This is a genomic window from Spirosoma lituiforme, from assembly GCF_054776635.1.
In genome coordinates, this window is sequence record NZ_BAAHBO010000001.1 from 1,449,266 (window position 1) to 1,463,263 (window position 13,998).

At 49.2% G+C, this 13,998-nt stretch carries 9 protein-coding genes and 1 tRNA gene; 6 read left to right on the top strand and 4 right to left on the bottom strand.

The features are described from left to right. The first annotated feature begins 16 nt into the window (after positions 1-16). The 4 genes from ACYU87_RS06170 to ACYU87_RS06185 all read left to right on the top strand — a co-directional run bounded on the left by ACYU87_RS06170 (position 17) and on the right by ACYU87_RS06185 (position 6,634). Positions 17-814, top strand: coding sequence for an enoyl-CoA hydratase/isomerase family protein (locus tag ACYU87_RS06170; protein ID WP_461133149.1), 798 nt, complete (start codon positions 17-19; stop codon positions 812-814). Between the two features lie 53 nt (positions 815-867). Then, positions 868-941 (top strand) — tRNA-Arg (locus ACYU87_RS06175). Positions 942-1,735: 794 nt separating this feature from the next. Next, positions 1,736-4,927 (top strand): right-handed parallel beta-helix repeat-containing protein, encoded by a 3,192-nt coding sequence (locus tag ACYU87_RS06180; protein WP_461133150.1) that lies wholly within the window; start codon positions 1,736-1,738, stop codon positions 4,925-4,927. A gap of 216 nt (positions 4,928-5,143) precedes the next feature. Then, on the top strand, positions 5,144-6,634 hold the full coding sequence (locus ACYU87_RS06185; RefSeq protein ID WP_461133151.1) for a T9SS type A sorting domain-containing protein: 1,491 nt from the start codon (positions 5,144-5,146) through the stop codon (positions 6,632-6,634). Positions 6,635-6,916: 282 nt separating this feature from the next. Here ACYU87_RS06185 and hemH read toward each other — a convergent pair whose 3' ends face one another. Next, positions 6,917-7,978: a ferrochelatase gene (gene hemH, locus ACYU87_RS06190; protein ID WP_461133152.1), complete on the bottom strand. Its 1,062-nt coding sequence runs from the start codon at positions 7,976-7,978 to the stop codon at positions 6,917-6,919. Between the two features lie 210 nt (positions 7,979-8,188). Here hemH and ACYU87_RS06195 point away from each other — a divergent pair, with 210 nt between their 5' ends. Continuing rightward, entirely contained in the window at positions 8,189-9,130 is a 942-nt protein-coding gene (locus tag ACYU87_RS06195; protein WP_461133153.1) for a LysR substrate-binding domain-containing protein, read from the top strand. On the opposite strand, the gene ACYU87_RS06200 is transcribed toward ACYU87_RS06195, so the two are convergent. Both ACYU87_RS06200 and ACYU87_RS06205 read right to left on the bottom strand, forming a co-directional pair. Further along, positions 9,127-10,011 (bottom strand): hypothetical protein, encoded by an 885-nt coding sequence (locus tag ACYU87_RS06200; RefSeq protein ID WP_461133154.1) that lies wholly within the window; start codon positions 10,009-10,011, stop codon positions 9,127-9,129. The two genes, ACYU87_RS06195 and ACYU87_RS06200, sit on opposite strands and share 4 nt — an antisense overlap. 55 nt (positions 10,012-10,066) lie before the next feature. After that, positions 10,067-10,804 carry an NUDIX hydrolase gene (locus tag ACYU87_RS06205; protein ID WP_461133155.1) on the bottom strand — a complete coding sequence of 246 codons (738 nt, stop codon included), beginning with the start codon at positions 10,802-10,804 and terminating at the stop codon, positions 10,067-10,069. Between the two features lie 163 nt (positions 10,805-10,967). Here ACYU87_RS06205 and ACYU87_RS06210 point away from each other — a divergent pair, with 163 nt between their 5' ends. Beyond that, positions 10,968-12,623, top strand: coding sequence for a carboxylesterase/lipase family protein (locus tag ACYU87_RS06210; protein ID WP_461133156.1), 1,656 nt, complete (start codon positions 10,968-10,970; stop codon positions 12,621-12,623). A 56-nt stretch (positions 12,624-12,679) separates the two neighbouring features. Here the strand turns inward: ACYU87_RS06210 and ACYU87_RS06215 are convergent, their stop codons facing one another. Then, positions 12,680-13,990, bottom strand: a complete 1,311-nt coding sequence (locus ACYU87_RS06215) for an NAD(P)/FAD-dependent oxidoreductase (RefSeq protein ID WP_461133157.1) — start codon at positions 13,988-13,990, stop codon at positions 12,680-12,682. Positions 13,991-13,998 lie beyond the last annotated feature (8 nt).

Genomic DNA, 13,998 nt, shown 5'->3' on the forward strand with positions numbered 1-13,998 from the left:
CTACTTAACATTTGCCATGTACGACAACCTTCTCTACACCGTTACAGATGCAGTTTGCCGGATTACCCTCAACCGGCCTCAGGTATATAATGCCCTTAGCCCCGGCCTGATTCACGACATTACCGCTGCCATGAACGCTGCAGGTGCCGATGAGCAGGTCCGGGTCATTGTGCTCACCGGCGCAGGCGATAAAGCATTCTCTTCGGGCGCTGACCTCAAAGAAGGTATAACGAATGCCGCTTCCTCAGACGGACAGCTAGCCCTCGGCAACACCCTGCGAACGACTTACAACCCCATGATTCAGGCAATCCGCAACGTAGCCAAGCCGGTTATTGGCCGCATCAATGGCGTAGCCGCCGGAGCGGGTTGCTCGCTGGCGCTGGCCTGTGACGTCGTTATCAGCACGGACGATGCGTATTTCAGCCAGATATTTGTCAACATCGGTCTGATGCCGGATGCGGGATCAACGTTTTTTCTGCCCCGGCTTATCGGTCCACAACGTGCTTTTGATTTGTGCAGCACCGGCCGACGTGTATATGGTCCCGAAGCAGCCCAGATTGGCTTGGCGAGCCGCTCGGTAGCCGCAGCGGAGTTAGATACGGCTGTGGATGAGGTTGTAGCCTATTATGCTTCCGCTCCTACTCTCGCCATCGGTTTGATGAAAAAAGTATTGAATCAATCGCTATACTCAGATCTGGCCCAACAGCTCGAACAAGAAGCTGACAACCAGGACGTATTGGGCCGTTCGATCGACGCAGCAGAAGGCATTAGTGCCTTTCTGATGAAACGAATCACAAATTTTTCCGGCAAATGAGTTGACAAACATCTTTTTCCTCCCTACTTTTGCACTCCCAATCAACGGGAAATGCATTCGTAGCTCAATTGGATAGAGCACCTGACTACGGATCAGGAGGTTTGGGGTTCGAATCCCTACGAGTGCACTGATAAAAGCCATTTACAAGATAATCTTTGTAAATGGCTTTTATATTTTTAGAGTAATTAATCTCTCATATGAAAAGTAGATCAGTCAGATTTCATACTGAATTACTTTGAGCTCATCCATTTCTATTTTCGTGTGTATCTGATATAAGCAACTGTAGCCTGTATATCCGTCCTATTTAGTCTTGACGATAGTAAAATCATCCGCTATCATCGGTATTGCTACTAAGAGCACATACTGAGTAAACTATTCATTACACCTTACGCTAACAATTTCATCCTTATTAATTAGTCTTAGTTGCTTTGCCCCAAACAGCCATAATAATCACGCAAATCTGGCCTTCTACTTAGTTTACTTATATTGACAAAAAAATACACTGGTGGCTTACAAAAATATAATCAGTAACACACAGTACTTCTAATGTCAAGAAAATAGTCATATACTATATAAGTAAGTAAATAATCACATGATTTTACTTTATCAATAAAATCTGTCGACTTAGATTAATGAGTATAACTTGTCGATCTCAATCAATAAGTTCTTATTACTCAACTTTAAGTTAAATTCTAGCAGAAATCTTATCCTTTATTATTACTTTCGTATGCCATACCGCTTCTTAAATAACTAATTGTGTTTACATTCCGGTGCATTTGTAGCAGACGTATCGTATCTGCATTTCTAACGTTCTTCTTAGGTATAACGTTATCAACCAGTCTGGCTCAGACGACCTATTATGTAGCTAATAACGGTAACGACAATAACACCGGTCGGTCCATATCTTCTCCTTTCCAAACTTTGCTTAAGGTCAATAGCCTCTCCCTGAAGCCTGGAGATCAGGTATTATTTCGCCGGGGGGATATTTTTCGGGGTACTTTGACGATCCGCCAGTCAGGTTCTGCCACTTTACCCATTGTTGTTGATGCCTACGGCAGCGGAGATAAACCCGTTCTGGCCGGTTCAGTACCCGTCTCTAACTGGACCAAGCTGGCCAGTAATATTTATCAGGCTTCCTGCCCCTCGTGTGGGAATTCCGTAACCGGTCTATACAACAATGGGGTTGCTTTGCCCCTGGGCCGTTACCCAAACTTGGATGTTTCTGATCCTGGTAAGGGAACGCTCACAATACGAGCCCATACAGATAGATATCAGATCTTTAGCCAGACGAACCTGCCTTCCTCCATTGACTGGAAAGGAGCAGAAGTTGTGATGAGACCAACGGCCTGGATTATTGATCGGGCCGTCGTTGATCATCAGTATGGTGATGCGCTAAACCTATTCAACTATTCGACTTATACGCCCAAAGATGGGTCCGGTTTTTTCTTCCAGAATCATCCGTCTACCTTAGACCAACAAGGTGAGTGGTATTACGATGCCGCCAACAAACTATTTCAGCTTTATGACACAACGGGTACACTCAATTCGAACACGTTGACCGCTACTGTTTATAGTCGGGCTATCGAGATACTAAACGTGTCTAATATAAGCCTTCGTAATTTGATGTTAATGCAAACACTTAACATTAGCTTGTTTGCGTCCAATGCGTCGAAGTTAACCATGACGAACCTTGATATCGTAAATTCAGGAGAAGATGGGGTTACGGTTACCGGGTCAGGTAGTGATTTACTGATGACTGATTGTCGCGTTCTCGACGCAAACAACAACGGTATTCAAATTGGTACGTATCAAAATGTTACGTTGCGAGGAAACAGCCTGCGCCATGTTGGCTCGGTTGTTGGGCGAGGTAAGAGTGGGGATGGACAGTATAACGGTTTGCAATCAGCGGCTAATCAGAATGTACTTCTTGAGCAAAACCGAATCGACAGTATTGGCTACAACGGAATCACGTTTGCTAACAACACAACGATTCGTCAAAATGTCATTTCTAATTATTGCATCACAAAGGTTGACGGTGGTGGTATTTATGCCTGGAATGGTAACCGAACATCGATGTCCAATATTCTCATTCAATCAAATATTATTTACGTCAGTCCAAATGTTCGGGGGAAGTATTCCACCGAAGACTATTCGATTGGTATATTTTTGGATGATTGTGTTGAGAAAGTAGTCATCAAAGACAATACTATTTTTGGTAACACACAATGGGGAGCCTTTCTTCATGGTAATCCGAATATCACGTTTACCGATAATACACTGTTTGATAACTTCGCTTGCCAGCTGGTCGTCTATCATAACGGTGGAGTATGTCCAATTCGGAATGATTTGATTACTCGAAATAGTTGTGTTGCCAAGCTACCGTCACAACTGGTGGCTCAATATGAATCAAACGCCGACGATTTACGCCAATACGGCCTCATCGACTCAAATTATTACGCTCGTCCTTTCAATGAAGAAGGTGCCATTCTGGGTGTCTACAATGTAGCATACGGACGAACTTTCTCCTTAAAAGAATGGCAGGATTTCTCGAAAGGTTTAGACCTTAATTCTTCCGGCAGCCCGCTGACCTATAACCAATACAAAAACGAAGGAGCTGGTGGAATAACCCGGTTTAATAGCACGTTTGAGGCTGATAATGATAATTGGCTTCTTATTTATAGCCGCTACAACAATGGTGAAGTTACGCAAGACAATTCGAACAAATTAGATGGGGGCACCCTGCGGGTGGGCTTCACCACGCCTTCGGGGCAAAGTAATTCGTATGCTCAGGCGATTAAGCAGGTTGCTTTAACAAAGGGGAAAACCTATGTACTTCGCTTTGACGCAGTGGCCACAGTTGACGCAACGATATTGATTTATCTACGCCAATACGGGCCTCCCTACAAAGAGTATGATCGGCGGTATTCCGTGACCCTGAGCCCCAACCGAAAAAGTTACGAATTGCCCTTTACGGTCTCAGACAGTGACCCCAATGCGGTCGTTCTGTTTCAGATAGATGGAGAAGGACCAACTTTCTGGCTGGATAATGTTCGTTTGCAGGAGGATGTTCCTATTTGGAACAACCCGGACGATTTTATAAAGCTGTTTTATAACCCAACATTAAAGGATAGTCTTGTTACGCTGGACGGTTATTTCCGTGATGTAAAGAATCAGGTTTACCAGAAAAATGTCCTCCTCAAACCGTTTACGTCGATCGTTTTATTTAAAGACGCTCTTCCCCAGTTACCCGCTGACTTAAGCGTTTCTCTGGTAAGTAACAAACGGGTACTGGGAATAAATGAGTTGGCCCGCATTCGGTTACGCGTTAGTAACCAGAGCGATCAACCCGCGGCCTTGGCTCGCTGGACGTGCCGATTACCAGCCAACATTCTGTTTGTTGATAGCCTTGGCCAGCCACGTACGGATAATGTGCTAACCGGAACAGTAAGTCAATTAGCTCCCCTAACCGATACGACCTTTACTTTTTTGGTTCAGCCAATTAGTGCCGGTTTATTTCGGTTATCTGCCCAGATCACGACAGCTACGTCGCCCGATCCCGATAGTCGCCCCAACTCAGGAACAGCCGATGGGGAAGATGATGCCTCGTCAATCGAGCTACGCGTTGATACTCCACTAGCTGGTGCTCGTGTTTTCGAGTCGCCAAATCCAAATCAGCGATTGTTACCAACCGTAGCACCCAGTTTCGATCAGAGCTTGACGAATCCTGATCAGGCAGACCTAAGTCTACAAATGGAGGTCAGTAACCGTGCTCCTGCGGTAGGCTCCCTAATTACCTGCACGTTGTCTATTGCCAACGCCGGTGGCCGGGCGGCTCAAGGTGTACGAATAGAAAACTTGTTGCCGAATGGATTTGACCCCGTGAGTTCAGGTAATTGGACACTAAATGGCCGGTCATTGATGACGACAGTGGAGTCAATTCCGGCCGCTGCTACTGTTCGTGTCTCTTTTCAGGCTCGGGTAACGTTGCCCGGGTTCTGGCTCAACCAAGCGCAGATCAGCGCATCCGCTGTTAGTGACCCTGATTCAACGCCAGGTAATGGATTTTCAAATGGCGAAGATGACGAGGCTCAGACGAACGGACGGACATTGTAACTTTGAAGCTGTTTAAATTTCATAAAATCAAGTGTTAATCAGTGCTTTTTTTGTCATTCCAACGAAGAAGAAATCTTCGGGGAAGCGGCAAGAAGAATCCTCATCCGAAGATCCCTCCTTCGTTTCTGCCCTGCTTCGTTCAATCAGAAACTTGGCAAACCCTATTTTTTTGACATGAAACTATATCTCTACCATTTACTTGTCAACTTACTCACAATGACCTTGGCTGTTGCTCAAACCAATGGTCCAGCCTGCGATAGCTATACGAATAAAACCACTGCGAATGGCCTGGGAGACGATTTGGTTCGTAGTGTGTACGCGAATGGTAACCTGGTTTATGTCGGTACAAATGGCGGATTAGCTATTTCATCTGACATGGGCAATACGTTTATCAACAAAACGACCGCTAATGGCTTGGGAAGTGACGGAGTACTCAGCGTATACGCCATAGGTAATACAATCTATGCTGGCACATTCGGGGGATTAAGCATCTCGACCGATGGCGGAAACACCTTCGCCAATAAAACTACGGCTAACGGTTTAGGCAGTAACCAGGTAAATAATGTCTATGTACTAAGCAACACGGTGTTTGCAGCTACCCCGAATGGTTTGGGCATATCGACCGATGGCGGTAATACATTCACAAACAGAACGACAGCCAACGGCTTAGCGTCGAATCAAACGTATGGCGTATTCGCCGTGTCGGGACCGGTTAGCACAACCGTTTATGTTAGTGTAAATGGGGGACTGGGGATTTCGACTGATGGCGGTAGCACGTTTACGACCAGAACGACGGCAAACGGATTAGGCTATAATGGAAGTAATATTATTTACGTGACAGGTAATAAAATTTACGTTGGAACCCCAAACGGATTGAGTATTTCGACCGATGGTGGCAATACGTTTAATAACAAAACGACCGCTGATGGTTTAGGGGACAACTACGTATATGGTGTGTATGCAATAGGCAATACCGTGTACGCTGGTACTAATCGCTCGCTTAGCCCCAATGGCGGACTAAGTATTTCAACGGATGGGGGCAACACGTTCACCAACAAAACAATGGCGAACGGACTAGGTAGTAACTACGTGACTAATGTGTACGCAAGTGGCAATGTAGTCTACGCTGCTACGGATAAAGGGCTATCCCTATGTACTGCAGCTCCTCTGCCTGTAACACTTCGTTATTTTAACGGCCGAATGGCAAACACAGGTGCACTATTAGGTTGGCAAACCGAACACGAAGCCAATAACGATCATTTCCGTATCGAACGTAGTAAGGATGCTATTGCTTTTGAGACGATTGGCAACGTGCCTTCTCAGGCATCAGGCGGCAGTTCGCTCACCTCTCTTGTTTATACATTCATCGATGCCAATCCCCTTCCTGGCACTAATTACTATCGACTGACGCAAGTTGATCAGGACGGCACTGGTACACCCAGTCGCATCATTGCCCTCTCTCACCAGGACGGCAATCTCGTGCTTTATCCTAACCCTGTTCAGGTGTCGGGTGAGGTTCTACTCGAACCGGCTGTCCAATATGACCAATACCAACTGATTGATGCTCAAGGTCATATCGTGAAACAAAGTCAGCAGCCAGGTTTATTGAGTCGCTTGTCAGTACATGATTTACCCGTTGGCGTTTATATTCTGAAGGCAAAATCAACTACCCAGCTTTTCATACGTCAAATTTTAGTGAGCCCGTAGTTCTATGCCAATACTCATCTCTGACAGCCACTAAAGCTGGCCAGTTAGACTCCCCTGATTAGTCAGACTTTTTGAATCCAGTGGCTGTTTTTGTAACGGCCATTTCAGGGATAACTCACGTTGAGACGTTCGAATATCCCTAACCGTATTAACCGGCGAGCCCAGTACAACCCCTAAATTATTGGTTGTACTGGGCTCGTCACTTGAATAGGCAATGTCTATACTGGTTTTCAAAGCTCTTACGAATCCATCCTATCTACGGTTAAGGCTTTACTAACCCAACTAAACCGTTTTCACTAAATCAACCAGTGTTTCAATCCAGATAGGGCTGTCGTTCAGGCTTTCGACCAGTTGCCAGTGCTTGCCACCGGCTTGCTCGAATAACTCTTTGTATTCAACGCCTACTTCAATGGTTGTTTCAAGGCAATCGGCGACGAAGGCAGGCGAGAAGGCCAGCACACTCTTGATGCCTTTGCCCGGCAATTCTTTAATGATGTCGTCGGTGTAGGGCTTGATCCAGGGATCGCTGCCCAGACGGGATTGAAAACAGGTCGTGTATTTGCCTTCAGGAATGTTGAGTGCTTTTACCAACAGGCGCGTGGTTTCGAAGCACTGTGCCCGGTAACAGTATTGGTTTAGCGGCTGAAGTGAATCGCAACACGCACCAAACTGACAGACGCTTTTTGTGACATCGCCTTTCCGGATTTGCCGTTCGGGTAAGCCGTGGTAGCTGAACAAAAAGTGGTCGTAGTCGTAAGCCGCCATGTATTTACGGCCCGTTTGCGCGAATCCTTCGATGAATTTTGGATGCTCCAGAAATCGGTTGGTAAACCGGATGGCGGGAATTACCTGCCAGTCCTTCACAATATCCATCACTTTCTGATAAACCGAACCCGTGGACGCGGAGGCATACTGCGGAAAGAACGGAACAACGATAATATCGGTTAGTCCCAGTTTCTGAAACTCGTCCAGACCGGCGTCGATACTGGGGCTTTGGTAGCGCATGGCCAGCCTGACCACATACTCGTCGCCCAGCGCCCGTTGCAGCTCCCGTTCAACAACCATTCCGTAGTACTTCAGGGGTGAGCCCGTTTCTGCCCAAAGTTCCTTGTATATCTTGGCCGACTTGGGCGCTCGAAAAGGCGCAATAATGCCATTGACGAGCACGGAGCGAGGCACAACAGGAATATCGATCACCCGGCCGTCCATCAAAAACTCACGCAGGTATTTTCGTACGTCGGGTACGGCTGGGCTGTCGGGTGTGCCCAGATTGACAATCAAAACGCCCGTTTTACCATACGATTTTTTAACGGTAACGGGTGGTTGAAAAACAGAAACGTCCATGATAAGGGAAACGGTAATGATAACCAGTAAGTTGCAGACCCTTCCGTAACTAAGTTGAGTCCAGCCCGCATGGGTAGTTATCTTATCCACAAAAATACGATATGAATAGATTTGTTTCGTTCTATATGATTTAGATTTGCATCAATTTTGTTGATCAACAAGTACAGGAAGAAAACTTCGCGTTGTTACTTCTTCATTTTCACCGCATGTATGACGCTGTCCCAGCTCGACTATATTGTTGCCGTTGATACGTATCGGCACTTTGCAACGGCCGCCGACGCCTGCCATGTTACCCAACCAACGCTGAGTATGCAGATTCAGAAACTAGAGGATGAACTGGGAGTCCTGGTGTTTGATCGTTCCAAACAACCCGTTGTACCCACCGAAACCGGACAGGCCATTTTGGCGCAGGCCAGAGATGTGCTTCGGGCCGCCCGGCGTATACCCGAAATTGTCAGTGAATCGAAGGAAGATTTCCGGGGCGATTTTCGGGTTGGTATCATTCCCACCCTGGCGCCATACCTGTTGCCTTATTTTATTGGCGATTTCATGGGCAAGTACCCGACGGTATCAGTACATGTTCAGGAACTGGTAACGGAGCAAGTGGTTGAGAAACTGCGCAATGGGCTCATTGACGTAGGCCTGGTCGTAACCCCGCTGGAAGAAAACGGAATTACCGAACTGCCGTTATTTCAGGAGCCTTTCGTCGCGTATGCGGCTGAGTCGAACCCGCTGCTGACCAAGGCAACCGTTTCTTCAACTGATTTACTATCCGATGGGTTATGGCTGTTGACCGAAGGGCATTGCTTTCGGACGCAGGTAATGAATTTGTGCGGTGCCGATCGGCTTGCCAATGGGAAGACGGCGCTGCAATACGAAACGGGATCGCTGGAAACACTGATCAAATTAATCGACAAACAGGATGGGTTCACCCTACTTCCCTATCTGGCTACTCTGGACATGGATGCTGCCCGCCAGGCGCGACTTCGCCCGTTCGATACGCCAACGCCCGTGCGGGAGGTGAGTCTGGTGATGCACCGGAGCTTTCTGAAACGTCAGCTTATTAACGCATTCAGACAGGAAATTCTGGCCCACCTGCCCAGCGAACTGGTGAATACACCCAAACGGGGAACCATCATGACTGTGCGTTAGTGGCTACTTAATGGTACCGGATCACGATTCTGTTCAGCGTTCTTTACGTCGTTCTGTTTCCCGAGGCTTCTTCGTTTGTTTCGTTCCAGCTGCCGGTAGCTTTCCCCAAATCCATGGCCAGATTTGATCATGTCCGTCAGTTCAGGAACGCCAGCCCGACCAACGACCGCCAGCCAGCGGGCAACCTCATCGGCGGCCGTCTGGTAAGCCAGCATAGTATGAAAATAGTCGCCCCCGAAAAAATCGCGGGTGGTTTCCAGCTCCGTCAGGGTCAGTAGTGGGCGTTGCGGAAACGATGGTCTCATACGCTCCTCCGCAAACGGTGCTGTTTGTTCCGAGCTGTCGGGGCGCTCCCAAACGGCCGGATTCGTGAACCGATAGTCAACCATTAACGCAAGTCCTTCATTGAACCATTGGGGAATCTGGCGTTTGACCCGCCACCAGCCGATCCGGCTGAACAGTTCATCATGGCATAGTTCGTGCGCAATTACATCGGTGTTATTTCCTTCCGGCCCCAAAATCAGATAGGCGCTGCCCCAAGGTGTACCCACGCTGCAACCAGCCCCCTCGCCCCCGGCGCAATACCGCTGGTAGTCACTCTGCTGAGGACAATAAATAAGAACAGCCTGGCCACGCTTGTCACCCCAGAACCGCCGAATCCGATCAAAAGCCGCTTGTGTATGCTGACGGAACTGTACTTGCTGTTTCGCCGTAGCCGCACGATGCATGTATAAGCGGCTCGTACCACTTGTAAATAACCGAAAATCGGCCGATGAGCCGATCATCAGGCACCAGAATACTTGCGGATAAAGCACCAGAAAGCTGATCGGCAGGGCCAGCAGCAGCGGTAAACCATAACGGACAACTACGTTTCCACGCATGAAAAAAATCAATAAAGCAGACTGGCCGTTGAGCAGACCAGTATGGCCTGTTTTTTTAAATAAACCGATACAGAAAAGGCGCTTTGTGAGCCCCCCCACTGTACTTTTTGTCAAGCCGCTCAACGATATCCAGGCTCAGTATTTTACGCTGGAAACTTGACCGGCGTAATGGCTGGCCTAAAATCGTCTCATAAAGATGTTGCAGATCAGCCATCGTAAACGTTTCAGCCAGCAGTGGCGCGGCCCAGCGAGTAACGCCAACCAGTTTGCGATCGAGATCCGTCCGTAACGTGTCCAGGGCTTTCTGAACGATGGCCTCGTGGTCTAACATAAGCGTGGGCAGCGTGGCCAGATCATACCAGTCGCACGTATCGGAAAGCGGATCCGGAATCGGTATGGCTTTTGTAAAATCGATCAGCGCATAATAACCGACCGAAACAAACCGATCCAGCAACCAGTGATCGTCCGTTGGGGCCAGCCCTTTGGCTTCCATAATAGCCCGCAAAGGCGCTTTGTCATGCCGGGCCAGATCCCCAAAAATGTAAAACTGTTCCAGATAAATATCCGTAAGGCTTGTTCGTTCGGCCAGCACCCGCCGGGCAGCATCGTTCAGGTTTTCGTCGCGACGGATGAAGCCCCCGGGCAAGGCAAACAGGTTCGTATTCTGGTATTCGAGCAGGAGAATTTTCAGCTGGTTCTGATGAAAGCCAAAAACAACAAAGTCCAGCGCCAGACCCGGCAGGAAATCATTTCCATTGGGACTTTGCTCCTCTGGCGTTAATTGATGCGGCATACGCGTAACAGTTAGGATGCGCAAGTAACAAAAAATTGGGTGGTCTCAATTTAGTTTTTTATTATTGTCACAGAATGAGACAATAGCCGGACCGTCGCTTCGTGACCGCGTCGGACTAGCTGGCCGGTTCGATACTTCTCGCGTTTACACTAAACCAAATTACATGAAAACCCTGATCATTTTATCGTTGCTAACGCTGCCACTGGCGCATGGTACGATGGCCCAGTCGGCCAAGACAGGCTCCGCGCCACAAGTCAAAACAGCCAATGGCGTTCTGGAAGGCGTTCTGGAACCAAGCGGTATCCGCGCCTTCAAAGGCGTTCCCTTTGCGCAACCGCCCGTTGGCGAGCTACGCTGGAAGGAGCCCCAGCCGGTTAAGAACTGGCAGACTACCCGAAAGGCCGATAAGTTTGGCCCACGGGCCATGCAGCGGGCTATTTTTGGCGACATGGGTTTTCGTTCAGATGGTATGAGCGAAGATTGTCTTTACCTCAATGTTTGGACACCCGCCAAGTCGGCCACCGAAAATCCCGGCGGGAAACCGCTGCCCGTACTGGTGTATTTCTACGGAGGTGGCTTTATGGCTGGCGATGGCTCCGAGGCTCGCTATGATGGCGAGAGTATGGCGAAGAAGGGTATTGTGGCATTAACGGTTAATTACCGCCTGGGTGTGTTCGGCTTCTTTGCCCACCCTGAATTGACAAAAGAGTCGCCTAACCACTCGTCCGGAAATTACGCTTACCTGGATATGGCAGCCGCCCTGCGCTGGGTGAAGCAGAACATTGCTGCTTTCGGGGGCGATCCGAACCGGGTAACGATTGCCGGTGAATCGGCGGGGTCCATTGCCGTAAGCGCGTTGATGGTATCGCCTTTATCGAAGAATCTGATTGCCGGTGCCATTGGCGAAAGTGGTTCCCTGCTGGGCGGCTTACCGCCTGTTCCACAGGCCAAAGGCGAAGAATCAGGCACGGCGTTTTCGACGGCTGTTGGGGCAAGTTCGCTGGCACAACTGCGGGCCATTCCAGCCGAGCAACTGCTGGAAGCAACGGCAAAACCCAGTACGCCCCGTTTTTCGGCTACGATTGATGGCTATTTCTTCCCAAAAACTCCGCTGGAAATCTTCACGGCTGGTGAGCAGGCACACGTACCCTTACTGGTTGGCTGGAACTCGGAAGAAATGAATTATCGGGCGGTGCTGGGTCAGGAAAAACCGACACCGGAAAATTACGCCAACGCCGTAAAAAAACTTTATAACGACAAGGCCGATGAAGTCCTGAAACTCTATCCGGGTAATACGGAAGAAGAGATTCTGGAATCGGCTACGGCCTTGTCCAGTGATCGTTTTCTGGCTTACAGCACCTGGAAATGGGCGGATATGCAAATCAAAACGGGCGGTGGCAAACCCGTGTATCGCTACTACTATTCCCGCCCCCGGCCGGCCATGACGCCCGAGATGGGCAACGCAGCACCCGGTCTGGCGGGTGGCGTTGTTAAATCAACGGATGCCAACGCAGTTAAGATAGCCCCTTCACGTGGTGCCGTCCACTCGGCCGAGATCGAGTACGCGATGGGCAATCTGGCTGGCAATAAAGTATACGCCTGGACACCGGAAGACTATAAGGTATCGGAGCTGATGCAGAATTACTTTGCCAACTTTATAAAAACAGCGAACCCCAATGGCGCTGGACTGCCCAAATGGTCAGCCGCCAACGCAGGCAACAGTGTGCAGTTTATGCATATCGACGTGAATCCAAAGCTCGAAACAGAAACGAATCGGGCACGTTACCTGTTCCTGGATCCTTTCTACGCCAAGCAGTAGCTGATGTATGGGCTAACCGAACGGGGGACAGTTTACCAAAACTGTCCCCCGTTCGGTTAAATACCTTCGATAATCAATTCAGCCACCTCCCGGCCTGTTTGCATGGCACCATTGAGTGATGGATAAGTGGTCTGATCCCCGCATTGATACAAACCATCTGCCAGCCGGAGCGACTGCCGTGTAATGTCATTTCCTGCCTGAGACGGGTTATAGGCGGGCAGAGCCTGCGGAATGTGGTACGTTCGCAGGTGCCGCCATTGGCGTACACCCTCCCCAAACCAATTACTAAGTTCTGCTCTGATTTTGCGGGTCAATTCCGGTTCATCAACCATAACCAGGCCCTGCGTACTAACCGACACCAGGGTTTGGCCGGCTGGAGCATAGGAAGGAGCTACATCGCTCATGATGGCAACATTATGAACGGCCGAACTGCGGTGGGTATTCAGCAATAAAAGTTTTTTATGCGCCTGCTCATCCGTAAATTGATCAGAGCGAACCGCGAAATAGGTGCAGGTTGTGTGGTTGAAAGCCTGTTCCGGCGGGGCTGCCCGACCCGATATGCGAGCGGCCTGCGCTGCATCGACGGCCAGTACCACAGCACGTCCCGTCAGGGTTTCGCCAGAATCCAGGTGAACGGTATGTCCCGGAACCCGTTGAACGGTCGTTTGCAGCCGAATCTGATCGGCTCCCAGTCGACTGGCTAATTGATTCGGAATGGCGCCGATCCCCTCAGCTGGTACGGCAGCATCGCCCAGAAAGAACATACGAAAGCAGAACTCGAAGAAATTGCTCGATGTAGTCAGTGTATCTTCCAGAAATACCCCCCCGAAAAACGGCCGGAAGAACCGATCGATTATCTGATCGGAAAAGCCGATCTCGTGCAGAAGGGCCAGCGTAGTTGTCGGGGTTTGCCGAAACAATTCGTACAACGGAAGTTCCTGTGTCCGGCGGAGAAGTTCCACAATACGCAGCTTATCCCCAAACGTACCAACGGGCGACAGCAGCGTTTGAAAAACCGAAAGAGGTTCCTGAACGGGGTTTAGCAGGCTTATCCATGTCGGCTCGGCCTGCTGATGAATAAGCGCCCCCGACCGAAATGCTCGTAGATCGAGCGCCGAGTAATTCAATAATCGTTTAGCTTCGGGGTAAGCAGTCAGGAAAATTTGAAATCCCCGGTCGAGCCGGAACCCATCCACTACATCCGTACGAACCCTGCCCCCTACGCCATCGCTGGCTTCAAGCAAAAGCGCCTTTATACCAGCCTGTTTGAGGTAAACAGCGCACGTTAGTCCGGCCATACCGGCACCAATGATAAGGACGGGTTTATCAACCGGTCCGCCAGGCTGACTGGACGAATCTATGGGCATATCGTGAG